Below are 23975 nucleotides of genomic sequence, written 5' to 3'. Positions count from 1 at the left end.
TTCTAGGCGCGACAGGGTCAAGACATATCAAGCAAGCATGGAGAAGCTGCCGAAAATGACTGCATCCTGTGCCCGGGACCAGGGCCCGGTATAGATGATGTCCACCACCACGCCCAGCTCTTTGGCCAGGTGCTGCAGCAGGTCGGCATTGGCGCCGATCAGCTGTTGAGGATTCTGCGGGTCACGCCAGAGATATGGCGGGTACTCCGGATTACCGGTCGCCACCAGGCGTTCGCACTTGCCTGCGGCAACGGCTAAAGCCGGCATCAGCAGCGCTGCGAACAACAGGAGAAACGACCTATATAAACCACGCTCAAGCATTGGCGACTTCTCGACTTAACCTTGGATGGGCGTCTGCGGCCACACATCGGGAGACATCTGGAATCATGCTAGCTTAATACGCATCCATACGAATTCGCGATAAAGACTATCCATGAAAAAACTGATCGCAGCCTTAATGCTACTACTCGCCGGCACCGCAGCCCTGCTCTACCTCTCACCCGCCGCCTTGTTGACGAGCATACAGCTGGTGGAGCGACAGCGCGCCGGGCTGAGTCTCAAGCAGATCAGCGTGGGCGATCTTAGCATTCATTACTACGAGGGCGGCCCAAGCAGCGCACAAACCGTCCTGATGGTGCACGGCTTTGCCGCCAACAAGGACAACTGGCTGCGTTTCGCCCGCCACCTCAGCCAGGATTACCGGGTTATAGCCCTCGACCTGCCAGGCTTCGGCGCCAGCGACAAACCGGCCGGCAGTTACGATGTAGGCACCCAGACCGAGCGCCTGGCCAGCGTGATTGATGCACTGGGAATCGAGCAGCTGCACCTGATCGGCAACTCCATGGGCGGGCATATCAGCGCGCTGTATGCCGCACGCTATCCGCACAGAACCCGCTCTCTGGCACTACTCGACAATGCCGGCATCACATCGCCGCAGCCTAGCGAGCTGATGCAACGGCTGCAGCGCGGCGAGTCCAATCCGCTGGTGGTGAAAAGCCCCGAGGATTTTCAGCGCTTGCTGGACTTCATCTTCGTGCAGCCGCCCTATCTGCCGGAATCGCTCAAGGGCTATTTCGCCGAGCAGGCCATCGCCAACAGCGCCCACTATGACCAGGTATTCGCCCACTTGATCGAACGCTATATCCCGCTGGAACCGGAGCTACCGAAGATCCAGGCACCGACGCTTATCATCTGGGGCGCAGAAGATCGGGCGCTGCACGTATCCAGCGTCGAGGTCATGCAGCCCCTGCTGCGCAAGCCCAGCGTAGTTATCCTGGCGGATACCGGCCATGCACCAATGATTGAGCGGGCGGAACTGACCGCACAGCACTACCGGGCCTTTCTCCAAACATTGGTGGATTAGCGCAAAAATGCAGGCAAGAAAAAACCCGCTCAGTGAGCGGGTTTTTTCTGCACTAGGGAAGCCGGCTTAAACCAGTTTCTCCAGCTCAGGTACTGCTTCGAACAGATCAGCTACCAGACCGTAATCGGCTACCTGGAAGATCGGCGCTTCTTCGTCCTTGTTGATCGCAACGATCACCTTGGAGTCTTTCATGCCGGCCAGGTGCTGGATCGCGCCGGAGATACCGACGGCGATGTACAGCTGTGGCGCAACGATTTTGCCGGTCTGGCCGACCTGCATATCGTTCGGTACGAAACCTGCGTCGACTGCGGCGCGCGATGCACCTACAGCAGCGCCCAGCTTGTCAGCCAGGGCGTACAGGTGCTTGAAGTTGTCACCGTTCTGCATGCCGCGGCCGCCGGAAACGACGATCTTGGCAGCGGTCAGTTCAGGACGATCGGACTTGGCCAGTTCTTCACCAACGAAAGCCGATTTGCCAGCGTCAGCTGCGCCGCCCACTGCTTCAACAGCAGCGGAACCGCCTTCAGCGGCAACCGGATCAAAACCAGTGCTACGCACGGTGATGACTTTAACGGCAGCCGAGGACTGCACGGTAGCGATGGCGTTACCGGCATAGATCGGACGCTTGAAGGTGTCGGCGCTCTCAACGGAGATGATTTCCGAGATCTGATCAACGTCCAGCGCAGCAGCAACGCGCGGCAGGATGTTCTTACCGTTGCTGGTGGCAGCAGCCAGGATGTGGCTGTAGCCCTTGCCCAGTTCAGCTACCAGCGGCGCGACGTTTTCCGGCAGCTGGTGAGCGAAAGCGGCGTTGTCAGCAACCAGTACCTTGGCCACGCCAGCAACTTTGGCTGCGGCTTCGGCAGCTGCGCCGCACGCGGCACCGGCAACCAGAACGTGGATGTCGCCACCGATTTTCGCGGCAGCAGCCACGGTGTTCAGCGTGGCAGGAGCCAGAGCGGCATTGGTGTGTTCAGCGATAACCAGGATAGTCATTTAGATTACCTTCGCCTCGTTCTTCAGTTTCTCGACCAGTTCAGCCACGGACTTGACCTTGATGCCAGCGCTGCGGGTAGCAGGCGCTTCAACTTTCAGGGTCTTGACGGTGGAAGCGGTGGAAACGCCCAGATCAGCCGGGGTAACAGTTTCCAGCGGCTTTTTCTTGGCTTTCATGATGTTCGGCAGCGACGCGTAGCGCGGCTCGTTCAGACGCAGGTCGGTGGTCACGATAGCCGGCAGGCTCAACGCAACGGTCTGCAGACCGCCGTCGATTTCGCGGGTTACGTTGACCTTGTCGCCTGCCACTTCCACTTTGGAAGCGAAGGTGCCCTGGCCGAAACCAGTCAGCGCGCCCAGCATCTGGCCAGTCTGGTTGTTGTCGCTGTCGATGGCCTGTTTGCCCATGATCACCAGCTTCGGCTGCTCTTTATCGACCACTGCTTTAAGCAGTTTGGCCACAGCCAGAGAGTTCAGCTCGTCGGCCGACTCAACCAGAATGGCACGGTCAGCACCCAGCGCCAGCGCGGTACGCAGCTGCTCTTGAGCAGTGGCCGGGCCGATGGTTACGACAACGATCTCGCTCGCCACGCCTTTCTCTTTCAGGCGTACAGCTTCTTCCACGGCGATTTCGCAGAAAGGGTTCATCGACATCTTGACGTTGGCAAGATCAACGCCGCTGTTGTCCGCTTTGACGCGAACTTTAACGTTGTAGTCGACCACTCGTTTGACAGCTACAAGAACCTTCATGGATTCCTCGTTACTCTCCGGTGAATAAGAATGTCGCCAGAAGCGAACATGGCGGGAACTACAGACCGGCCGGAACCGGGAGTCGACCAATAACGGCAGACACAAAACCGCCCGTATCTTGACCGCACGACCTAGACTGGTCAATACAACGAACCGGCCAATCGTCAGCGATGTAGTAAGATTCTAACAGCCCTACAGAAAATTCAAACAAACGTTTGTATTGGCCCATCCGAAGGGTCTGGATATAATGCGCCAGCATCGCTCATGGAACGAGCTCGATCGCCAAATAAAATTAGAGAGCCCTGAGTAGGAGATTGCCTGTGGAACGCGAATTTATGGAATTCGACGTCGTCATCGTCGGCGCCGGCCCTGCTGGTTTGTCCGCCGCCTGCCGACTGAAGCAGAAAGCCGCCGAAGCCGGCAAAGAAATCAGCGTCTGCGTGGTCGAAAAAGGCTCCGAAGTCGGCGCGCACATTCTTTCCGGTGCGGTGTTCGAGCCGCGCGCATTGAATGAACTGTTCCCAGACTGGAAAGAGCTCGGCGCCCCGCTGAACACTCCGGTCAAGCGCGATGACATCTACGTGCTCAGCAATGCCGAGAAGGCCACCAAGGTTCCGGACTTCTTCGTGCCCAAGACCATGCACAACCATGGCAACTACATCATTTCCCTGGGCAACCTGTGCCGCTGGCTGGCGCAGCAGGCGGAAAACCTTGGCGTAGAAATCTACCCAGGCTTCGCCGCTCAGGAAGCGCTGATCAACGAAGAAGGCGCGGTCTACGGCATTCTCACCGGCGATCTGGGTGTTGACCGCGAAGGTCACCCGAAAGAGGGTTACTACACCCCAGGCATGGAACTGCGTGCCAAGTACACCCTGTTCGCCGAAGGCTGCCGTGGCCATATCGGCAAGCAGCTGATCAAGAAATTCGACCTCGACTCCGAAGCCGACGCTCAGCATTACGGCATCGGCATCAAGGAAATCTGGGACATCGACCCGGCCAAGCACGAGCAAGGCCTGGTGGTACACACCGCCGGCTGGCCACTGGATATCGTTGCTAGCGAAAACACCGGCGGCTCCTTCCTCTATCACCTGGAAAACAACCAGGTGGTAGTCGGCCTGATCGTCGACCTGTCGTACAGCAACCCGCACCTGTCGCCGTTCGATGAGTTCCAGCGCTACAAGCATCACCCGGTAATCGCCCAGTACCTGGAAGGCGGCAAGCGCGTCGCTTACGGTGCTCGCGCCATCTGCAAAGGCGGCCTCAACTCGCTGCCGAAGATGGTCTTCAACGGCGGCGCCCTGATCGGTTGCGACCTCGGCACCCTGAACTTCGCCAAGATCAAGGGCAGCCACACTGCCATGAAGTCCGGCATGCTCGCTGCTGACGCCGTGGCTGACGCGCTGTTTGCAGGCAAGGAAGGGGGCGACCAGCTGACCGGCTACGTCGACGCATTCAAGGCCAGCTGGCTATACGACGAGCTGTTCCGCACCCGTAACTTCGGCCCGGCGATGCACAAGTTCGGCCCGCTGATGGGTGCCGGCTTCAACTGGATGGACCAGAACATCTTCGGCGGCAAGCTCCCCTTCACCCTGCACGACACCAAGCCGGATTACGCCTGCCTGAAGCCGGCAGCAGACGCGCAGAAGATCAGCTACCCGAAGCCCGACGGCAAACTCAGCTTCGACAAGCTCAGCTCGGTATTCCTCTCCAACACCAACCATGAAGAGGAACAACCCTGCCACCTGAAGCTCACTGACCCGAGCATTCCGCTGAGCAAGAACCTGCCGATGTACGACGAACCGGCGCAGCGCTATTGCCCGGCTGGCGTTTACGAAATCGTCACCAAGGAAGATGGCGAGCAGAAGTTCCAGATCAACGCGCAGAACTGCGTGCACTGCAAAACCTGTGACATCAAGGACCCGGCCCAGAACATCAACTGGGTGGCCCCTGAAGGTACAGGCGGGCCTAACTACCCCAATATGTAAGACGCAAAAAAGGCTCCCTCGGGAGCCTTTTTTATTGCGCTGAATACAACTGCTACAGGGAGAGAAGATCAGTCCGGCTGCGGGCCGATGGGGAAAAACTCTCCACTGCTCCACACACCCAGCCAGGTCTTGCCATCGATCTCGCGCGGCACCGCCAGCTCGACCAGCTGATAGAACACATTGCGGTGAATCAGCGCTTCAAGGTTGCTCCGCACATGCACGTAGGGCGCCGGCTCATCGGTCAAGGCGTCCAGCTCAACCCGTAGCGGATGCTCGCTGCCGGCCACCACCTCATCCTCAACATTGGTGACAAAGCGCAGCACCTGCGCCTCGCCCTCACCGTCCACCTGCAGGCTGACCGCCACAAAGGGCGCGTCATCAACCTGGATGCCGACCATCTCCACCGGTGTCACCAGCACGTATTTATCGCCATCACGGCGAATGATGGTGGAGAAAAGCTTGACCATCGGCTTGCGCCCGATCGGCGTACCCAAGTAGTACCAGGTGCCATCGCGGGCGATACGCATGTCGATATCCCCGCAGAACGTCGGGTTCCACAGGTGCACCGGTGGCAACCCTTTGCCTTCGCCTTTGGGTATTTGCGCCAGCAGATCGCCGGCCTTGCCTGAATCAGTCATCAATCAATGCCCCAAGCCCAACAAACGCCGCGCGTAATCCTGCAGCGCCGGACCGATCAGGTCCTCTGGCTTAGCATCATAAAGCGTCAGGAGGCCTCCGCGGCTACGAATGCGCGTGGTATCGACCAAATAGCGGGTATTGGTCTCGATCAGCATCAACTGAATCACCCCGCGATCGGTACCCAGGCGATCCAACGCCTCCTGGTCCTCCCACTCTTCCACCGTGCCGATACGGTCATCGGCATAGGCAAAGCGGCTGTACAGCAGGTAATGCGCCCCGGCTTCACGAGCCGCAGCAAGAGACTCCTCCAACCCTAGCGGCGCCTTGGCGCGACGCACCATGGGGAAATACTCGATAAAGCCCTTGTAGGCCTCTTCGGCCACCACATTGGGCCGCGGATAGGCTGAGCCCGGCGGCACGAAATGGCCTTGGGCGATATAAATGAACGAATCGGCCTGCAAGCGCCACGAGCTGGCGCGGCGCGTCTGGCTATGATCGAGCACGCCGACATCGCCCAGTTGATAAATCGCCTCATCCGCCAGATCACTGGCCTTCATGCAGCCGCTCAGCAGCACCATACCCACTATCAGCAACAGACTACGCATCACGCTTCTCCCGCAGCCGGTGACAAAAAACCGGCGGATAGCGCATAGATGCAGATTTCACGCCAGCGCGGCGACATTACAAGCCGCGCTGCCACTCCTGACGTAATCGCGCCTGTTGCGGCTGCTCGATCGCCTGTCGCACCTGTGCCAGCAGGCGCTGTTTGTCAGCGCCAAGAGTGCCCTTAAGCACCAGATAGTTGGAGGCATGGTCACTGCGAAATACCGTATCGCGCAGCTCCAATCCCTGCAGCAGACGCTCCACCTCAACAAACAGCTGCTGCTGACCGAGCGGCTGGAAGTCGGCAAAACCTTCGCGAAACCGCGCCTCGCCCGTGGGGAAACTCACCACCAGGGTCGAGAGAAATTCCGGCTGCGCCTCATTCATCAGACGCGCCGAGTTATCCGCGTGCTGCTCGCTCAAGACCGTCCCACCCAGACCGTTGAGGATCATCACCGAGCGGGTGATGCCGGCCTGCCCAAGCTTGTCCAGCGCACTCAAGCTGGACTCATAGGTCTCGCCCTTGTTGACCCGCGCCAGCACCTCGTCATCACCGGATTCGCAACCGACATAGGCCATACGCAGCCCGGCGTCGGCCAGCTCCTTGAGCTCATCTACGGACTTCTTGCGCAGGTTGCGCGGCAGGCAATAACTCGATACCCGCTCGACTTCCGGCATGTGTTCACGAATCGCCTGCAGGATGGTCAACAGACGCCGCGTCGGCAGCACTAGAGCGTCACCGTCAGCCAGAAACACCCGCTGCACGATCATCCGCTCACCGGTCAGGCGAATCTCTTCGAGCACCTGCGCCTCATCACGGGCGCGGAATTTCTTCTGCTCCTGAGTGTACATTTCACAGAACGTGCACTTATTCCAAGAGCAACCATTGGTCACCGGCAGAATCAGCGAGTGCGCCTCACTGGGCGGACGAAATACCGGTTCGATATAGCTGATGGGGAAATCTTGCATGGTCTTCACTCAAGGCAGGCGGCTGTCTTAGCCGCCAATAATCTTCATCACAGTCGCGCCGCCGGAGAACGCCACATCCTGTTTATCACCCAGCGCCTTGACCAACAGGCCCTGCAGCGCAGGTAAGGCCTGGTGGCGCGGCTTGTCGAGCAGGTCGCCGATGTAGTGGCGATTGCTCGATGACAGGCAACCATGCAGCCAGCCGGTCGAGGACAGGCGCAGCCGCGAGCAGGTGCGGCAGAACGGCACGCTTTCATTGGCAATTACGCCGAAGTGGCCCACGCCGGGAATGGCGTAGCGCAGCGCAGTCGCATCCAGCGGGGCATGTGCCTGAATATAGTCGTAGCTGCTGCCGATCAGCTCCAGCAGCTCGGGCATGCCGATAAACTGACGCTGGAAGCTGTTGCCGTCGCGGGCCAGGTGGCCCATGCGCATCAGCTCGATAAAGCGCAGCTCGAAGCCATTGGCCAGGCAGTAGTCGAGCAGCGGCAGCACCTGATCAAGGTTCTGCCCGCGCAGTGGCACCATATTGACCTTGATCTGGATACCCGCCGCCCGCGCCTGCTGCAGGCCATCGAGCACTGTCGCCAGATCACCGCCACGAGCAATGGTGCGGAATGCCGCAGCGTCGAGGGTGTCCAGGGAAATATTCAAGCGGCGGATGCCGCATTCCAGCAGCAGCGGCAGCTTGCGCGCCAGCAACTGGCCGTTGCTGGTCAGGCTGATATCGGCCAAACCGAGCTGGCTGACGCCGCGCAAAAAAACGTCGAGCTTAGGGCTGACCAGCGGCTCGCCACCAGTGATGCGCAAGCGCTCAATACCGGCGGCTTCGATCAGATAGGCCACGCCACGCAGCATGGCTTCGGCCGAGAGCTCGTCCTGAGCTGCTACCAGCCGCTTACCATCGGGTACGCAGTAGGTGCAGGCATAGTTGCAGGCGGCGGTCAGGCTGATCCGCAAATTGCGAAAGCGCCTGCCCTGGCGGTCAACGATCATGCATGACTCCAGCAAAGGTAAGCGCCGAGTATAGGGGCGCCGCCAGCGCAGCAGATTCGTTATCCACCCGCTGAATACCTCAGCTAGCCGGGGTGTCGCCCTCACGCTTACGCTTGTTGCCCATGCGCACACCGATATCCATGAGGAACTGGAAGAAACCTTCCTGATCTTCCAGCACGTTGCTCCAGAATGGCGAGTGATACAGCGCCACAGCGCCGTGCACCAACGCCCAGGCGGCGCAGTAATGGAAGTACGGCGGCACGTCTTCCAGCTTGCCTTCGGCGATGCGGCCCTTGATCAGCTGGGTCAGACGTTCGAAGTTGGAGGCGCGGATCTTGTGCAGCTGCTCGACCATCTCCGGCACTTGATTGCCCTTGACCACCTTCTCTTCCAGGCGATCAAACAGACGATAGCGCTGCGGGTCGCGCATGCGGAACTCAAAGTAAGCACGCGACAAGGACTCCTTGTCGCGGTCGATATCGGCCGAGTGCAGCAGTTCGTTGAGATCGCGCTCATAGTCGAGCATCAGGCGCAGGTAGATCTCCGCCTTGGATTTGAAATGTTTGTAGATGGTGCCTTTGCCAATACCAACCGTGTCGGCAATCATCTCCACAGTCACGCTGTCTTCACCCTGGTCGAGGAAGAGTTTCAGTGCTGTGTCGAGAATTTCCTGTTCGCGGCGGCGAAACTCACGGACCTTGCGGGGTTCTTTATGCATAAAAGGACTACGGGGTCAAAAAATCGAAGGCGCGTATTATGCCTAACTAACGGCAAATTGCACGGATCATCCGACCATGTACGCAGTTCATGACGAGTTTCCGCAACTTCCCGGCCTGCGTTATCTGAACCACGCAGCCGTTTCACCTTGGCCACAGCGGGCAGTCGATGCGGTTAGCCGCTTCGCTCTGGAGAACGCTCAGCAAGGCGCACGCAACTACCCAGCCTGGCTGCAGGTAGAGCGCCGCCTGCGCGAGCGCCTGCAACGCCTGCTCAACTCGCCCTCCCATAGCGATATCGCCTTGGTGAAAAACACCTCTGAAGCCTTGTCCTTTGTCGCCTTCGGCCTGGACTGGCGAGCAGGCGATCAAGTGGTGATCAGCGACGAAGAATTCCCCTCCAACCGAATTGTCTGGGAAGCGCTCGCGCCTCAGGGCGTCGAGGTCGTGCAGGTCAATCTGCATCAGGGTGATGCCGAAGCAGCCCTGCTCGCTGCCTGCGGTCCGCGCACCCGACTGATGGCGATTAGCGCGGTGCAGTACGCCAGCGGCCTGCGGTTGGATCTGCCGCGCCTAGGCCAGGGCTGCGAGGCGCGCGGCGTGCTGCTGTGCATTGATGCGATCCAGCAGCTCGGTGCCCTGCCCTTCGACGTGCAGGCCAGCCAGTGCGCCTTTGCCATGGCCGACGGCCATAAATGGTTGCTCGGCCCGGAAGGACTTGGGGTGTTCTATTGCCGCAGCGACCTGCGCGCGCAGCTCAAGCTGCATGAATACGGCTGGCATATGCTCGAACATGCTGGCGACTACCAGCGCAGCACCTGGGAGCCCGCACGCAGCGCCCGACGCTTTGAGTGCGGCAGCCCGAACATGCTCGGCGCGATGGCGCTGGAAGCCAGCCTGTCGCTACTTGAGGATGTGGGCATGGCAGCAGTCGAAAGCGCCCTGCAGGAACGCATGCAGTGGCTACTGGATGGGTTGGGCAAAATCCCTGGTGCACATCTGCACAGCGCAGTGGAGCGTCAGCAGCGCGCCGGCATCCTGACTTTCAGCCTGGACGGCTGGGACAACTCGGCCTTGTTCAATCAGCTGAAACAGCAGCAGGTGATCTGCGCGCAGCGCGGTGCGGGCGTGCGCCTGTCGCCACACTTCTACACAGAACCCAAGGTTATTGAAGAGACACTGGCGCTGCTGCAGCAGCTGGCGACTGCTTGAGGACTCAGCAGCGCGATCTGTATTCCAAATACGTTTAAGAATACCGGTAAACGACCTGGACGTTCGGCAATCTTCACCAATACTGATGAGTACTGGTGTGCGGCGTATCCCCCAAGCGCCCCGCCAGGCAAGGTACCGTGGACCGCGTACCTTGATTTACTCCTAATGGTCTTAACCCGGTCTCATCCCCCAGAGGCCGGGTTTTTTTTGTGCCAAGTTTTATCAAGCAATAGCGATCAAACAACACGGGCCAAAGGGAACAAGCGCTTGAAGTTGGCCGTGGTCTGCTCCGCCAATTGCTCGAAGCTGACGCCGCGCAGCACCGCTAGGTACTCGGCCACATCACGCACGTACTCCGGCAGGTTCGGCTTACCGCGATGCGGGATAGGCGCCAGATACGGCGAGTCGGTTTCCACCAACAGCCGATCGACCGGCACCTGGCGCGCCACTTCACGCAGCGCCTCGGCATTGCGGAAGGTGACGATACCGGACAGCGAAATATAGAAGCCCATATCCAGCGCGGCCTTAGCCATTTCCCAGTCTTCGGTAAAGCAGTGCAGCACGCCGGCTTGGGGTAGCGCCGCCTCACGCAGCAGCGCCAGGGTGTCGGCACGCGCCTCGCGGGTATGCACGATCACCGGCTTGCCGGTAATCCGCGCCGCATCCAGGTGCAAACGAAATGACGTTTGCTGCAGCGTCGCGGACTCTGGCTCGTAGTGGTAATCCAGCCCAGTTTCGCCGATGGCCACCACCTGCGGGTGGTTCAACTCGCCGAGCAGCCAATCCAGCGCCGGGGCCGCACCGGGCTCAAGGTCCAGCGGATGCACACCGACCGAGCAATCGACATCGGCATAACGCTCAGCCAGGCCTTTGACGGCTGCGGCGTTGCCTGCGCTGACGCCGATGCACAGAAAATGACCAACGCCGCGCGCGCGCGCAGCATCCAGCGCCGCGTCGAGCGAACCGCCATAGGCGGCCAGATCGAGGCGGTCAAGGTGACAGTGGGAATCAACCAGCATGGGGAGCAATCACTTGAGAGTCGCTGCTCCCACAGGAGCAGCGCAAAGGGGAACGGCTAATTACATGGTGTGCGTCGGGCGATCCGAGGTCAGCGCACCGGCCAGGTAGGTTTCGATCTTGTTGCGCGCGGTGTTGTCGCCATCATTGAACTGCACACCTACACCGGCGGCGCGGTTGCCCTGGGCACCCTTGGGGGTGATCCAGACCACCTTGCCGGCGACCGGAATCTTTTCCGGCTCGTCCATCAGGTTGAGCAGCATGAACACTTCATCGCCGAGCTTGTAGCTCTTGTTGGTTGGAATAAACAGGCCGCCATTCTTGATAAAGGGCATGTAAGCGGCATAGAGCACGGATTTGTCCTTGATTGTCAGCGACAAAATTCCGTTACGCGGGCCCAAGTTAGGAGGCAGACTCATGCGGCATTCCTGATTTTATTCACTTAATGGCCGATTCTAGCCCGGTCCGGGCAAGCTTGCCCACTGCACCAGCAAGGCTTCGAGAAGCAAGACACGGTTAAGGTTAGCCTTGCCGAGGACTTTCTGACGCTGCGCCAGCAACCAATCCTGCATGTTCAGCACTTTCGCCTGCGGAGTTTTATCCGCCAGGTACTGCACCACCTTGCGCATATCAGCCTGCCCCAGCCCCTCTTCGTCACGGGTCAGTTGGTAGCGCAGCATCAGCTGCGACCACTGGCAGAACCAGTCGAACAGCAACTGTAGGGACACCGCATTCCAGCTTTCGGCTAGCTGGCTGGGCGCAACCTGCTGTTTGAGCAGCTTCTTCACCCCCTCAACCACCTGCGCGCGCTGAGCCATAACGCCCTGCTCATGCATCTTCAGCGCCGCCAGCGGCGAGCCGGCGGCAAGGAATAGCAGCTCGCGATGCTCTTCGGCGCTGCAGCCCGGCAACGCCTGCTGCAGCCACGCCAGGCTCATCGCCTCGCTTGGCAACGGACAGGCCTGCTGCACGCAGCGGCTTTTCACCGTTGGCAACAGGCGGCTGGGTTGATGGCTGATCAATAGCAGCACGGTATTGCCGGACGGTTCTTCCAGACTTTTCAGCAGGGCGTTGGCGGCGTTGACGTTCATCGACTCGGTCGGCTCGACCAGCACTACTTTGCGCCCGGCCAGCTGTGCGGTCTGCACCACAAAGCTGACCAAATCACGCACCTGATCAACTTTGATCGCCTTGTCGGCTTCTTCCGGTTCCAGAATGTAGTTATCCGGGTGGGTGCCAGCCGCCAGCAAATGGCAAGACTTGCACTGGCCACAAGCATCCAAGCCAGCGGGCTGCTGACACAACAACCGTGCCATCAACCGCTCAGCCAGCGCGCGCTTGCCAATGCCGGCCGGCCCGTGCAGCAAATAGGCATGGGCATGCTGCGCGCGACCCGCCAGTTGCTGCCAAAGAGAATCCTGCCAGGGGTAAGCGTCAGCCACGCTGCAGCTCCAGCAGTTGCGGCAGCAACTCATCCAGCGCACGCTGAACCTGGCTCAGAGATTGCGAGGCATCAAGGATGCGGTAGCGCTGCGGCTGCGCAGCCGCGCGACGCAGGTAGGTCTGGCGCACGGCATCGAAGAACTGTCGGCCTTCCTGTTCGAAGCGATCCAGCCGACCGCGCGCCGCAGCACGGGCCAGGCCCACCTCAATCGGCAGATCGAACACCAGCGTCAGGTCCGGGCGGAGCGAACCCTGAACGAACTCCTCCAGCAAGGCAATACGCACCTCGGAAAGCCCCCGACCGCCGCCCTGATAGGCGTAGGTTGCATCGGTAAAACGGTCACAGAGCACCACAGCGCCACGCGCCAAGGCCGGACGAATCACCTGCGCCAGGTGCTGGGCGCGCGCGGCAAACACCAGCAGCAGCTCGGTGTCGGCCGCCATCGGTTCATCACTGGGCGCCAGCAGCAGCTCACGCACCCGCTCGGCCAACGGCGTGCCACCCGGCTCACGGGTCAACAGCACATCGATACCCTGCTCGCGCAAAAGCGCGGCAAGGTAGTCACGATTGGTGCTCTTGCCTGCGCCTTCCGGGCCTTCCAGGGTGATAAACAAACCGCTCACAAGCTGTCCTTACTGATTATTGGGCGCGACTGGGGCCGGGCTCGAACGATAGTCCGCACGGCGCTTGAGCTGATACTCGCGCACGGCCCGGTTGTGCTGATCCAGAGTGTTGGAAAATACATGGCTGCCATCGCCACGGGCAACGAAATACAGACTGCTGCCGGCCACCGGATTGAGCGCCGCATGAATCGCTTCACGGCCGACCAGAGCGATAGGCGTCGGCGGCATGCCGTCGATGGTGTAAGTGTTGTAGGCCGTGGGCTGACGCAGATCATCACGGGTAATGCGGCCGTTGTAGCGCTCGCCCATACCATAGATCACCGTCGGATCGGTCTGCAGGCGCATGCCGATACGCAGACGGCGCACAAAGACCCCGGCAATTTCACCACGCTCTTGCGGCACGCCAGTTTCCTTCTCGATCATCGAGGCCATGATCAGCGCGTCATAAGGTTCTTTGTACGGCAGGTCCTTGGCTCGCTGCGCCCATTCCTCGGCCAGCACCTGTTCCAGTCGCGCATGGGCCTGTTTGAGCAGCTCAAGATCGCTCATGCCACGCACAAAGCTGTAGGTATCGGGGAAAAAACGCCCCTCCGGATTCTGGCCTGGCAGGCCGAGCTTGTTCATCAGCTCGGCATCGCTCAGCTCACTCAGGGTCAGCTCGAGACGGGTTTCGCGCGCCAGTGCCGCGCGCACCTGACGGAAATTCCAGCCTTCAACCAGCGTCAGGCTGTATTGCAACACTTCACCGCGCCGCCACTGGCCGAGCATATCCAACGCCGTGGCGCCGGGCATCAACCGATATTCGCCACTGTGCAGGGGTTGATTGCGCAGATTGAAGCGCCAGTAAAGGCGCAGCCAGAAGGCCTGATCGAGGATGCCATCGGCCTCAAGACGATTGAGCACGCCACCCGGCGTCGCGCCTGCCGGCACATCCACCAGATACTCTTCTGTCAGGCTCAAGGGCTGGTGCAGCGCCGTATGCTGTTGCCAGGCGGCAAACGCAACCAATAAGCCAGCCAGCAGCACGCCGCCTTCCAGCAGCAGCAAAAATTTGCGTATCACGAATCAGCAGTCCAGTAGATCGCGGGCAATGGCCTGCAGTTTACGGGTGAGCGGGCCGACCGACCAGTCGTGTGCAAGCAAAGCGCGAACTGGCCACACGCCGTAGACGCTGTTGCACAGCATGACTTCATCAGCCGCCAGCAACTCGGCGTAGCTGATATCGCGCACCTGACACTCGATCCCAAGCGCGGCCGCCTGGGCCAGCAGCTCGGCGCGCATCACACCGGCAACCCCACAACGCGACAGGTCAGCGGTCACCAGTACACCAGCGCTGACCAGCAACAGGTTGCTGTAAACGCCCTCGATCACCCTGCTACTGGTGTCCAGCATCAGACCCTCGGCATGCTCGGCGCCCTGCCATTCGCTGCGCGCCAGCACCTGCTCCAGTCGATTGAGATGCTTCAGGCCAGCCAGCAACGGCTGCTCGGCCAGGCGCGTGGCGCAGGCAAATAGGCGCACACCCTGCTCGGCATAGGCTGCGGGATAAACCGGTTTGGCAGTTGCCTGCAGAATCAGCCGCGGCTGCGCTGGCTGTGGCAGCGCATAACCACGCGGCCCATCACCACGAGTGAGGATGAGCTTGGCCACGCCCTCACCCAGCTGCTGACTGAAGGCCAGCAGCTGGGTGCGTACAGCGGGTAGGTCGAGGGGGATTTTCAGCCGCACACTACCTTCGGCCAAACGAGTCAGATGCCGCTCCAACAGCACCGGTTGCCCGGCGTTTACGGCAATGGTCTCAAACAGCCCATCGCCGTAGGCCAAACCGCGATCCTTTACAGACAGCAGCTCGGCCGGTTGGCCATCGACCCAGCTCAGCATCAACCGGCGAACCGGCGGAACACCAGCGAGCCGTTGGTGCCGCCAAAACCGAAGGAGTTGGAAAGAACTACGTCCAGCGCCATGGCCTTGGCCTGGTGCGCAACGAAGTCCAGATCACAGCCTTCGTCCGGGTTATCCAGGTTGATGGTGGGCGGCGCCACCTGATCACGCAGCGCGAGGATGCTGAAGATCGCCTCCACCGCACCGGCAGCGCCGAGCAGGTGGCCGGTCATGGATTTGGTCGAGCTAACGGCCAGCTTGTATGCATGCTCGCCGAACACCGACTTCACCGCCGCTACTTCAGCCTTGTCGCCGGCCGAGGTCGAGGTGCCATGAGCATTGATGTACTGCACCTGCTCAGGATTCAGCCCGGCATCACGCAAGGCGTTGGTCATGCAACGCGCCGCGCCGGCGCCATCTTCCGGTGGCGAGGTCATATGGTAAGCGTCGCCGCTCATGCCAAAGCCGATCAGCTCGGCATGGATGGTCGCGCCACGTGCCTTGGCGTGCTCCAACTCTTCCAGCACCAGCGCGCCAGCGCCATCGGAAAGCACGAAACCATCGCGATCCTTGTCCCACGGACGGCTGGCCTTACCCGGCTCGTCATTGCGGGTCGACAGCGCACGAGCAGCACCGAAGCCGCCCATACCCAGGCCGCAAGCGGCCATCTCGGCGCCGCCGGCAACCATCACATCGGCCTCGCCATAAACAATATTGCGCGCAGCCATGCCGATGCAGTGCGTACCGGTGGTACAGGCCGTGGCGATAGCGTAGTTAGGCCCCTGCAGCCCCAGATGGATCGACAGAAAGCCGGAAATCATATTGATGATCGAGCCAGGCACGAAGAACGGCGAAATGCGCCGCGGCCCTTGCTCATGCAGCGACTTGCAGTTGTTCTCGATATTGGTCAGGCCGCCGATACCGGAGCCCATGGCCACGCCGATGCGTTCACGATTGGCATCGGTGACCTCCAGGCCGGAGTTGCGCACCGCCTGAAAACTGGCAGCGAGGCCGTACTGGATAAACAGATCGAGCTTGCGCGCCTCTTTGGCGGACAAGTATTCCTCGACGTTAAAACCCTTTACCGCACCACCAAAACGTGTGGAGAAAGCGGAAAGATCCATATGCTCAAGCAGGCCAATGCCACTGCGGCCAGCCAAAATGCCCTGCCAGCTACTCGGCACATCGTTACCCAATGGCGACAGCATGCCCATACCGGTAACCACGACGCGTCTACGCGACACAGCAATCTCCTTTTCTAGTTATCAACGCCTGGAAAGCGCTTAAAGAAAAGCCGCACGCCTGATGAAGGGAGTGCGGCTTTTCCGAGTCGGGATCCGACGATTACGTTTTACGCGTGAGCGGTAACGTAGTCGATCGCTTCCTGAACGGTGGTGATCTTCTCGGCTTGTTCGTCCGGGATCTCGGTCTCGAATTCTTCCTCGAGAGCCATCACCAGCTCAACGGTGTCAAGAGAGTCGGCACCCAGGTCTTCAACGAAGGAAGCGCTGTTGGTTACTTCCTCTTCTTTGACGCCCAGTTGCTCGGCAACGATTTTCTTGACGCGTTCTTCGATGGTGCTCATACGTTGTTCTCACTCCTAATGGGACAAATCTTGGCCACTGTGCTGCGGCCAAGTGTATAGAAAGGGTTTTTAGCATTTCAAGCTGAATGCCGGGGTGCCCCACAAACACTTCAACGACCTGCCTACAAACCTGTTGCAGCTTTATAACGGATTTTAGACAGCATCTATGACAGTTTTCTGAAGCCATCCGTCACATTCAGCTCATGTACATCCCGCCGTTCACAGGGATAGTAGCGCCTGTAACGTAAGCCGCGCCATCAGAAGCGAGGAAAGCGACCACTTTTGCGATCTCTTCGGCCTGCCCCAAACGGCCCAACGGAATCTGTGTCAGCAGCGCATCACGCTGCGCTTCCGGCAATTCACGAGTCATATCGGTGTCGATAAAACCCGGTGCCACAGCGTTCACGGTAATCGCCCGGGAACCCACTTCACGCGCCAACGCACGGCCAAAACCTTCAAGACCGGCCTTAGCAGCCGCGTAGTTGACCTGGCCACCGTTGCCCATGGCACCCACCACCGAACCGATGTTGATGATGCGCCCGTAGCGCGCCTTGGTCATACCACGCAGTACGGCCTTGGTCAGCCGGTACAGGCTGCTCAAGTTGGTATTGATGACATCAAACCACTCGTCATCTTTCATGCGCAGCATCAGGTTATCGCGGGTGATGCCGGCGTTATTGACCAGAATCAACGGCTGACCAAGATGTTGCTGGATATGTTCGAGGGTGCTGGCGACCGATTCGCTGTCGCTAACATCGAGTACCAGACCGGCCCCTTCAATGCCATTGGCTTTGAGGGTTTCAGCAATACGCTCAGCCCCCGAAGCGGTGGTAGCGGTACCGATAACCACGGCACCCTGACGTCCCAACTCCAGGGCAATCGCCTGGCCAATACCGCGGCTTGCGCCGGTGACCAATGCAACCTTACCTTGCAGGCTCATAACGTTTCTCCTTAATCAGACCAGGGCCGCGTTCGCAGCAGCGAAGGCGTCCGGGGTGTCCAGGTTATGGGTATTGATGCCTTTGACGCAGCGTTTGTTCAAACCAGACAACACCTTGCCCGGACCGCACTCAACCAGATCCGTAACACCTTGCGCAGACAGGCAGACGATCGACTCGACCCAACGCACTGGACTGTAAAGCTGAGCCAGCAGGTCGCGCTTGAGCCCTTCCAGATCGGTCACTGCCGCAGCGCTGACGTTCTGTACCAAAGCGATTTGCGGAGCCTGCCAGTCAATTGCCGCTACTGCTTCGGCAAAGCGCTCAGCCGCAGGGCGCATCAGCGCGCAGTGCGACGGCACGCTAACCGGCAATGGCATCGCGCGCTTGGCGCCACGTGCCTTGCACGCCTCAATGGCGCGCTCAACGGCAGCAGCGCCGCCGGCGATCACCACCTGGCCCGGGGCATTGAAATTCACTGCGCTGACCACTTCACCCTGCGCAGCTTCGGCGCAGGCAGCCAATACATCAGCATCTTCCAAACCGAGAATCGCTGCCATGCCGCCCTGCCCGACTGGAACAGCCTGCTGCATCAGCTGGCCGCGATGCTCAACCAGCTTGACCGCCGCGGCCAAGGACAGGCTACCGGCAGCAACCAGCGCCGAGTACTCACCCAAGCTGTGCCCGGCGACAAAAGCCGGACGCGCGGCGCTTTCAGCAAGCCAGGCACGCCACAACGCAACAGAGGCGGTGAGAATAGCTGGCTGAGTCTTGTCGGTTTGATTGAGTTGTTCTTCAGGACCTTGCTGGGTCAGCGCCCAGAGGTCATAACCAAGGGCTTCGGAAGCCTCGGCGAAGGTTTCGAGGATCAGCGGTCGCTGTGCACCATGCTCGGCGAGCATGCTCAGCGACTGGGAACCCTGACCCGGAAAGACGAATGCGAGAGATGCAGACATGGAAACCTGTTCCTAATGATCGTGATCGTCGGTAATACGCGCTCAGCCTAGCCAAGCGCAAGAAACTGACAGTTGGATGACAGGCTGCCCGCTGCGGTCACATTCTAAAGCAGGTGCTCGCCCAGGCGACCATGCAAGCGCTGCGGCAAATCCTCTTCAATCTCCCGCAAAGCTCGGCGAATAGCGCTTTTAAAGTCGTCAGGCCCGGCCGCACCATGGCTTTTCACCACAATGCCCTGCAGCCCGACAAAACTCGCTCCATTGTGCTGCGCCGGGGCCAGCTCACCCTGCAAGCGCCGCAAAAGCGGTAACGCTAAAACCCCCACCACTCTCGCCGCCAGGCTGGATTTAAACAGCGCCTCAATCCGCCCAGCAATCATTGCCGCCAGACCTTCGCTAGACTTGAGCAGGATATTGCCGACAAAACCGTCGCACACCACGACATCGGCCTCACCGCGATACAGCCCATCGCCCTCGACAAAACCGATGTAGTTCAGGCCATCCGCTTGCTGCAGGAGACTGGCCGCCAGCTTGACTTGCTGGTTGCCCTTGATGTCTTCAGTGCCGACGTTCAGCAACGCCACCCGCGGACGCACCGTACCCAGCGCCTCGGCAGTAACCGAGCCCATCACGGCAAACTGGTAGAGGTGCTCGGCGCTGCAATCGACATTGGCACCCAGGTCGAGCAGATGACAGAAGCCCGCCTGCGTCGGAATGGCGGTGACCATGGCCGGACGATCAATGCCGGGCAGGGTTTTCAGCACATAGCGCGACAACGCCATCAGCGCCCCGGTATTGCCGGCACTAACGCAAGCCTGCGCCGCACCACTGCGCAGTAACTCAAGACTGATACGCATCGACGAATCCGGCTTGCCACGCAGCGCCTGGGCCGGCCGCTCGTCCATGGCGATAATTTCGCCCGCATGCTCAACGCGCAGACGTGCACGATCGACGCCAGGATAGCGGGCAATCAGAGATTCAAGCAGAGAGGATTGGCCGACGAGGACCAGGTGCAACGAAGGGTATTCAGCCAGGCAAGAGATGCAGGCTGGAACAATGCAGTGGGGACCGAAGTCCCCACCCATTGCATCAATCGCGATGATCGGAGCGGACAAGATTTACTCGTCAGCGCCCTTATCGATCACTTTACGACCACGGTAAACGCCTTCTGGCGATACGTGGTGACGCAGGTGGATTTCACCGGTGGTTTTCTCGACCGACAGAGTGCTGGCCTCGAGGGCATCGTGCGAACGACGCATGTCACGGGCGGAACGGGATTTTTTGTTCTGCTGAACAGCCATAACTAATTAACTCCTAAACGTTTGGGTCACGCTTTAACTGCGCCAATACACTGAACGGGTTGGACCGCGTTACCTCGTCCTCGCTCGACTCGGGCTCTTCGAGGCCGGTCGGCTGCTGGCAATCTTTAGGGTCATGAGCCGGGACAATGGGCAAGGCAAGCAGAAGCTCCTCCTCAACCAGCGCCAGCAGATCCAATGGGTCTTCACCCAACTCAATCACGTCATAGCCTTGCGGCACTGACTGGGTATTCGCACCCTCTTTCACCACAGCGTAATCACACGCACTGTGGATCGGCAAAGTGACCAGCTCCAGACAACGCTGGCAAACCATCTTGACTTCAACCTCAAGCTCGCTGTGAAAAACTACAGCATTGCGCTCGTCGCGCTCGAAGAAGAACTTCGTACGCACCATGCCTTGGTTATCGGCAAGCGGGCCGCAGAGTCGCTGCAAATCTGACAGTTGCAGCTCACCCTCGAGGGTGGCGCTGCGATCGGCTAATTTGCGCGGATCAACGTGAGGTGGAATCGGGCCATTTGACATAGGCGGCGCATTTTAGGGATGCAACCCGCCGCTGTCAAAGGAAATTCGGCCTGTCCAGCATATGGGCCGACAGCTAGAATCGCCCACCCTCTGCAAACTCCTATATAGAAGGACATCGCCGTGCTGCCTCTGGTGCTCGCCTCCAGCTCACCCTACCGACGTGAACTGCTCACCCGCCTGCGCTTGCCCTTCACCTGGAGCGCTCCGCAAATCGACGAATCACGGCGACCTGATGAAGACGCAGAAGCCCTGGTGTGCCGGCTTTCGCGGGAAAAGGCCCAAGCACTGAGCACTACCCACCCGCAGCACCTGATCATCGGCTCAGATCAGGTGGCAGTACTCGGCTCGCAAATCATCGGCAAACCACACACCCTGGAGCGCGCTCGCGAGCAGCTAATGGCAGCCAGCGGCAACAGCGTGACCTTTATGACCGGCCTCACGCTGCTTAACAGCGCCACCGGCCAGCAGCAAACCGACTGCGTACCCTTCACCGTAAATTTCCGCCTACTCAGCGAAGCGCAAATCATGCGCTACCTGACAGCCGAACAGCCCTTCGACTGCGCGGGCAGCTTCAAGGCCGAAGGCCTGGGTATCAGCCTGTTTCGCAGCACCGAAGGCAGCGACAGCAACAGCCTGATCGGCCTCCCCCTGATCCGCCTGGTGGACATGCTGCTGACCAGCGGTATCGATATCCCCTAAAAACAACAAGCCCGATCAATGACCGGGCTTGTTTGCAACAGCTCCAGACCTTAGCGCAACGCCGGCCCCTGGAACCCCATCAACAGGGCAATGCGCTCAGCCATGCTGGCACCCAGGGTTTTCGCGAAACGATCGAAAGGCGATTCCTGCACCGTGAAATCAACGATTTCCTTCTCGCCAATCACTTCCCGCGCCACGTAGCTGGTATTGCCCAAGGCATCGACCAACCCTAGTTTTAAAGCCTGCTCGCCCGACCAAACCAGACCCGAGAACAGCTCAGGGTGTTCGGCATCTTTCAAGCGCTCGCCACGCCCCTGCTTAACGCTGGCAATAAACTGACGATGGGTGGTTTCCAGAACACCCTGCCAGAATTTGGTCTCTTCGGCCTTTTGCGGCTGGAACGGATCGAGAAACGCCTTGTGCTCACCGGAGGTATACACGCGGCGATCAACACCCAGCTTCTCCATCACCCCCACAAAACCAAAGGTTGCCGCAGTCACACCGATGGAGCCGACCAGACTGGCCTTGTCGGCATAGATCTCATCAGCCGCGCTGGCGATGTAATAGGCACCCGACGCACCCAGATCGGTGATCACCGCATATAGCTTGATCGCCGGGTATTCGGCGCGCAGGCGGCGAATCTCGTCATAGATGTAGCCCGACTGCACCGGACTGCCGCCTGGGCTATTGATGCGCAGGATCACACCTTTGGTGTTGGCATCCTCAAACGCCGCACGCAGGCTGCTGACAATATTGTCGGCACTGGCCGACTCCTGATCGGCAATCATCCCGCGCACTTCGATCACCGCAGTATGACTGCCGGTGGTCGCGCCTTTTTTCATCGCCAGCATGGGCGAGAACAACGCCAGCGCACCGAAGATATAAATGAAGGTCAGCAGCTTGAAGAAAATCCCCCAACGCCGCGCCCGACGCTGTTCCTGCACACCGGCCAGCAGGGTCTTCTCCAGTAGCTGCCAGCTTTTACCGTCGCCATCAGCAGCCGCCGACGCCTTCCATTCATCTGCCATGCAAAACCACCTCAACTGACTGATTAGACGCACGCTGACCTAGCCAGGCGCGCAACTCGGTGAAACATTCTATTGCCAGCGTTGGCTGACACTCACGCAACGCCTGCAAAGGCTGCGCGCCATAGCCGACCGCAACACAATCCATGCCAGCGCGCTGCGCCATCAACAGATCGAAGGATGAGTCACCCACCATCAGCGCCTGACTGGCAGCAACGCCGCTTTGCGCAAGAATCTCGTGCAACATCAGCGGGTCCGGCTTGCTCGCCGTTTCGTCAGCGCAGCGGCTGTAGTCGAAATAATCCAGCCAGCCCCGATCCGCCAATACGCGCTGCAAACCATGCCGCCCTTTGCCAGTCGCTACCGCCAGACGATAGCCCTCAGAACGAAATGCCTCCAAACCTTCAGCAACGCCATGGAACAGCGCCGAAGGCTCGGACTCAAGAGCCAGGTAGTTTTCGCTGTAGCTTTGCCGCAGACGCTGCGCACGAAGCGCGTCATGCATATCCGGATAAAGACAACGAATCGCTTCAGGCAAACCCAAGCCGATAATGCCGCGCACCTGATCATCCGTGCAGCGCGGTAACTCACAGGCATCGGCAGCCATATGCATCGCCGCGACAATCCGACCGATGGAATCAACTAGCGTACCGTCCCAATCGAAGATCAGCAGCTGGTAGCCACGCATCTGAGAATCAGGCACCGAGACGCACCATAGTCCGCGCCCACACCTCATCGACTGGAGCTTCAAGCTTGAGCTGACCACCCTCAGGCAGCGGCACAACCAACTCATAGGCATGCAGAAACAGACGCTTGCCGCCTAGATCGCGAATTTCCTTGGTGAAATCGTCATCACCGTACTTGCTGTCACCGGCAATGCAGTGCCCGGCATGCTGCGCATGCACACGAATCTGGTGGGTACGCCCGGTAACCGGCTTGGCCTCAACCAGCGTGGCAAACTCGCCAAAGCGGCGCAGCACACGGAAGATGGTCAAAGCTTCCTTACCTTCAGGATTGACTTCCACCATGCGCTCACCGGAACGCAGATTGCTCTTCAACAGCGGCGCATTGACTTGCTTCTTAGCCGTCGCCCAGTTACCACGCACCAACGCCATATAACGCTTGTCCACACCATCGCCACGCAAGGCTTCGTGCAGGTGACGCAACATGCTGCGCTTCTTGGCAATCATCAATAGGCCCGAAGTATCACGATCCAGGCGGTGCACCAGCTCCAGATCCTTGGCATCCGGACGCAGCTGACGAAAGGCTTCGATAACCCCGTAATTCAGGCCACTACCGCCATGCACGGCGATGCCAGCCGGCTTGTTCAGCACGATCAGCGCCTTGTCTTCATAGACAATTGCAGTCTCAAGGCGCTGCAAAAGCCCCTGAGCCAGCGGCTCGGGCTCATCGCGCTCAGCCAAACGCAGCGGCGGTACGCGAATGATGTCGCCGGCCTGCAGCTTGTACTCGGGCTTGATCCGACCTTTATTCACGCGCACTTCGCCTTTACGCAAAATTCGGTAAATCAAAGTCTTGGGCACGCCTTTAAGCTGGGTGCGGAGGAAGTTATCGATGCGTTGGCCGGCAAGTTCCGGCGCAACCTCGAGCAGCTGGACGCCGGAGGTTGGAGGGGAAGGATTTGTCATCGCGCAATCATAACAATTTTTTATGGAATTGAAGCACTTAATCATTGCTGCTATAGTCGGGAACGCCGCCAAAAGCGGCCTGGTTTG

At 59.6% G+C, this 23975-nt stretch carries 27 protein-coding genes and 1 pseudogene; 4 read left to right on the top strand and 24 right to left on the bottom strand.

Annotated elements, in window-relative coordinates; all coding sequences use genetic code 11:
- Window positions 1-30: 30 nt before the first annotated feature.
- A pseudogene (locus ACQ4LH_RS20720) lies at window positions 31-321 on the bottom strand (amino acid ABC transporter substrate-binding protein); the annotation flags it as partial.
- A gap of 112 nt (window positions 322-433) precedes the next feature.
- On the opposite strand from ACQ4LH_RS20720, the gene ACQ4LH_RS20715 reads away from it, so the two are divergent.
- Window positions 434-1363, top strand: a complete 930-nt coding sequence (locus ACQ4LH_RS20715; RefSeq protein WP_430698919.1) for an alpha/beta fold hydrolase — start codon at window positions 434-436, stop codon at window positions 1361-1363.
- 66 nt (window positions 1364-1429) lie between these two features.
- On the opposite strand, the gene ACQ4LH_RS20710 is transcribed toward ACQ4LH_RS20715, so the two are convergent.
- Together ACQ4LH_RS20710 and ACQ4LH_RS20705 are read right to left on the bottom strand one after the other, a co-directional pair.
- Window positions 1430-2359 carry an electron transfer flavoprotein subunit alpha/FixB family protein gene (locus ACQ4LH_RS20710; RefSeq protein WP_430698918.1) on the bottom strand — a complete coding sequence of 310 codons (930 nt, stop codon included), beginning with the start codon at window positions 2357-2359 and terminating at the stop codon, window positions 1430-1432.
- Window positions 2360-3109 (bottom strand): electron transfer flavoprotein subunit beta/FixA family protein, encoded by a 750-nt coding sequence (locus ACQ4LH_RS20705; protein WP_430698917.1) that lies wholly within the window; start codon window positions 3107-3109, stop codon window positions 2360-2362.
- 320 nt (window positions 3110-3429) lie between these two features.
- On the opposite strand from ACQ4LH_RS20705, the gene ACQ4LH_RS20700 reads away from it, so the two are divergent.
- Window positions 3430-5094, top strand: coding sequence for an electron transfer flavoprotein-ubiquinone oxidoreductase (locus ACQ4LH_RS20700; protein WP_430698916.1), 1665 nt, complete (start codon window positions 3430-3432; stop codon window positions 5092-5094).
- Between the two features lie 68 nt (window positions 5095-5162).
- On the opposite strand, the gene ACQ4LH_RS20695 is transcribed toward ACQ4LH_RS20700, so the two are convergent.
- From ACQ4LH_RS20695 to ACQ4LH_RS20675, 5 genes are all read right to left on the bottom strand, one after another.
- A complete protein-coding gene (locus tag ACQ4LH_RS20695; RefSeq protein WP_430698915.1) occupies window positions 5163-5732 on the bottom strand; it encodes a DUF1285 domain-containing protein in 570 nt (189 codons plus the stop codon).
- A 3-nt stretch (window positions 5733-5735) separates the two neighbouring features.
- Window positions 5736-6338, bottom strand: coding sequence for a DUF4823 domain-containing protein (locus ACQ4LH_RS20690; RefSeq protein WP_430698914.1), 603 nt, complete (start codon window positions 6336-6338; stop codon window positions 5736-5738).
- A gap of 76 nt (window positions 6339-6414) precedes the next feature.
- Window positions 6415-7305 carry a radical SAM protein gene (locus ACQ4LH_RS20685; RefSeq protein ID WP_430698913.1) on the bottom strand — a complete coding sequence of 297 codons (891 nt, stop codon included), beginning with the start codon at window positions 7303-7305 and terminating at the stop codon, window positions 6415-6417.
- Between the two features lie 27 nt (window positions 7306-7332).
- The gene (locus ACQ4LH_RS20680; RefSeq protein WP_430698912.1) at window positions 7333-8301 is read right to left on the bottom strand and encodes a GTP 3',8-cyclase MoaA; all 969 of its coding nucleotides are present in this window, start codon (window positions 8299-8301) and stop codon (window positions 7333-7335) included.
- Window positions 8302-8380: 79 nt separating this feature from the next.
- The gene (locus ACQ4LH_RS20675) at window positions 8381-9019 is read right to left on the bottom strand and encodes a TetR/AcrR family transcriptional regulator (protein ID WP_339522094.1); all 639 of its coding nucleotides are present in this window, start codon (window positions 9017-9019) and stop codon (window positions 8381-8383) included.
- Window positions 9020-9095: 76 nt separating this feature from the next.
- Here ACQ4LH_RS20675 and ACQ4LH_RS20670 point away from each other — a divergent pair, with 76 nt between their 5' ends.
- Window positions 9096-10229 (top strand): aminotransferase class V-fold PLP-dependent enzyme, encoded by a 1134-nt coding sequence (locus ACQ4LH_RS20670; protein WP_430698911.1) that lies wholly within the window; start codon window positions 9096-9098, stop codon window positions 10227-10229.
- Window positions 10230-10465: 236 nt separating this feature from the next.
- Here the strand turns inward: ACQ4LH_RS20670 and ACQ4LH_RS20665 are convergent, their stop codons facing one another.
- The 13 genes from ACQ4LH_RS20665 to ACQ4LH_RS20605 form a co-directional block, all read right to left on the bottom strand.
- The gene (locus tag ACQ4LH_RS20665; RefSeq protein ID WP_430698910.1) at window positions 10466-11248 is read right to left on the bottom strand and encodes a TatD family hydrolase; all 783 of its coding nucleotides are present in this window, start codon (window positions 11246-11248) and stop codon (window positions 10466-10468) included.
- Between the two features lie 60 nt (window positions 11249-11308).
- On the bottom strand, window positions 11309-11665 hold the full coding sequence (locus ACQ4LH_RS20660; protein WP_090238100.1) for a PilZ domain-containing protein: 357 nt from the start codon (window positions 11663-11665) through the stop codon (window positions 11309-11311).
- 36 nt (window positions 11666-11701) lie between these two features.
- A complete protein-coding gene (locus tag ACQ4LH_RS20655; RefSeq protein WP_430698909.1) occupies window positions 11702-12688 on the bottom strand; it encodes a DNA polymerase III subunit delta' in 987 nt (328 codons plus the stop codon).
- Window positions 12681-13313 carry a dTMP kinase gene (tmk, locus tag ACQ4LH_RS20650; protein ID WP_430698908.1) on the bottom strand — a complete coding sequence of 211 codons (633 nt, stop codon included), beginning with the start codon at window positions 13311-13313 and terminating at the stop codon, window positions 12681-12683. Before tmk ends, ACQ4LH_RS20655 begins: the two co-directional genes overlap by 8 nt.
- Before the next feature lie 9 nt (window positions 13314-13322).
- Window positions 13323-14375: an endolytic transglycosylase MltG gene (gene mltG / locus ACQ4LH_RS20645; protein ID WP_430698907.1), complete on the bottom strand. Its 1053-nt coding sequence runs from the start codon at window positions 14373-14375 to the stop codon at window positions 13323-13325.
- A gap of 3 nt (window positions 14376-14378) precedes the next feature.
- Window positions 14379-15194, bottom strand: coding sequence for an aminodeoxychorismate lyase (gene pabC, locus ACQ4LH_RS20640; protein ID WP_430698906.1), 816 nt, complete (start codon window positions 15192-15194; stop codon window positions 14379-14381).
- Window positions 15194-16438 (bottom strand): beta-ketoacyl-ACP synthase II, encoded by a 1245-nt coding sequence (gene fabF, locus ACQ4LH_RS20635; protein ID WP_430698905.1) that lies wholly within the window; start codon window positions 16436-16438, stop codon window positions 15194-15196. Before fabF ends, pabC begins: the two co-directional genes overlap by 1 nt.
- Before the next feature lie 107 nt (window positions 16439-16545).
- Window positions 16546-16779 carry an acyl carrier protein gene (acpP, locus tag ACQ4LH_RS20630; protein WP_058066290.1) on the bottom strand — a complete coding sequence of 78 codons (234 nt, stop codon included), beginning with the start codon at window positions 16777-16779 and terminating at the stop codon, window positions 16546-16548.
- Window positions 16780-16975: 196 nt separating this feature from the next.
- Window positions 16976-17719 carry a 3-oxoacyl-ACP reductase FabG gene (gene fabG / locus ACQ4LH_RS20625; protein ID WP_167141161.1) on the bottom strand — a complete coding sequence of 248 codons (744 nt, stop codon included), beginning with the start codon at window positions 17717-17719 and terminating at the stop codon, window positions 16976-16978.
- A gap of 15 nt (window positions 17720-17734) precedes the next feature.
- Complete coding sequence (fabD, locus tag ACQ4LH_RS20620) at window positions 17735-18673, bottom strand: ACP S-malonyltransferase (protein WP_430698904.1); 939 nt, start codon at window positions 18671-18673, stop codon at window positions 17735-17737.
- A 104-nt stretch (window positions 18674-18777) separates the two neighbouring features.
- The gene (gene plsX / locus ACQ4LH_RS20615; RefSeq protein ID WP_430698903.1) at window positions 18778-19788 is read right to left on the bottom strand and encodes a phosphate acyltransferase PlsX; all 1011 of its coding nucleotides are present in this window, start codon (window positions 19786-19788) and stop codon (window positions 18778-18780) included.
- Between the two features lie 3 nt (window positions 19789-19791).
- A complete protein-coding gene (gene rpmF / locus ACQ4LH_RS20610) occupies window positions 19792-19974 on the bottom strand; it encodes a 50S ribosomal protein L32 (RefSeq protein WP_002552688.1) in 183 nt (60 codons plus the stop codon).
- 13 nt (window positions 19975-19987) lie between these two features.
- Entirely contained in the window at window positions 19988-20515 is a 528-nt protein-coding gene (locus tag ACQ4LH_RS20605; RefSeq protein WP_170049017.1) for a YceD family protein, read from the bottom strand.
- A 120-nt stretch (window positions 20516-20635) separates the two neighbouring features.
- Between ACQ4LH_RS20605 and ACQ4LH_RS20600 the strand changes: the two genes are divergently transcribed.
- Window positions 20636-21214, top strand: a complete 579-nt coding sequence (locus tag ACQ4LH_RS20600; protein ID WP_430698902.1) for a Maf family protein — start codon at window positions 20636-20638, stop codon at window positions 21212-21214.
- Window positions 21215-21264: 50 nt separating this feature from the next.
- Here the strand turns inward: ACQ4LH_RS20600 and sppA are convergent, their stop codons facing one another.
- Genes sppA through rluC form a run of 3 tightly spaced genes read right to left on the bottom strand, consistent with a single transcriptional unit; the run spans window position 21265 to window position 23888 of the window.
- Window positions 21265-22242, bottom strand: coding sequence for a signal peptide peptidase SppA (sppA, locus tag ACQ4LH_RS20595; RefSeq protein ID WP_430698901.1), 978 nt, complete (start codon window positions 22240-22242; stop codon window positions 21265-21267).
- Window positions 22232-22927 carry an HAD-IA family hydrolase gene (locus tag ACQ4LH_RS20590; RefSeq protein WP_430698920.1) on the bottom strand — a complete coding sequence of 232 codons (696 nt, stop codon included), beginning with the start codon at window positions 22925-22927 and terminating at the stop codon, window positions 22232-22234. Before ACQ4LH_RS20590 ends, sppA begins: the two co-directional genes overlap by 11 nt.
- Before the next feature lie 7 nt (window positions 22928-22934).
- Window positions 22935-23888 carry a 23S rRNA pseudouridine(955/2504/2580) synthase RluC gene (gene rluC, locus ACQ4LH_RS20585; protein WP_430698900.1) on the bottom strand — a complete coding sequence of 318 codons (954 nt, stop codon included), beginning with the start codon at window positions 23886-23888 and terminating at the stop codon, window positions 22935-22937.
- Between the last annotated feature and the right edge of the window lie 87 nt (window positions 23889-23975).

The organism is Pseudomonas peli, from assembly GCF_050563605.1.
GTDB classification, from domain to species: Bacteria; Pseudomonadota; Gammaproteobacteria; order Pseudomonadales; family Pseudomonadaceae; genus Aquipseudomonas; species Aquipseudomonas peli_A.
This window is presented reverse-complemented; position numbering and strand designations above follow the sequence as displayed.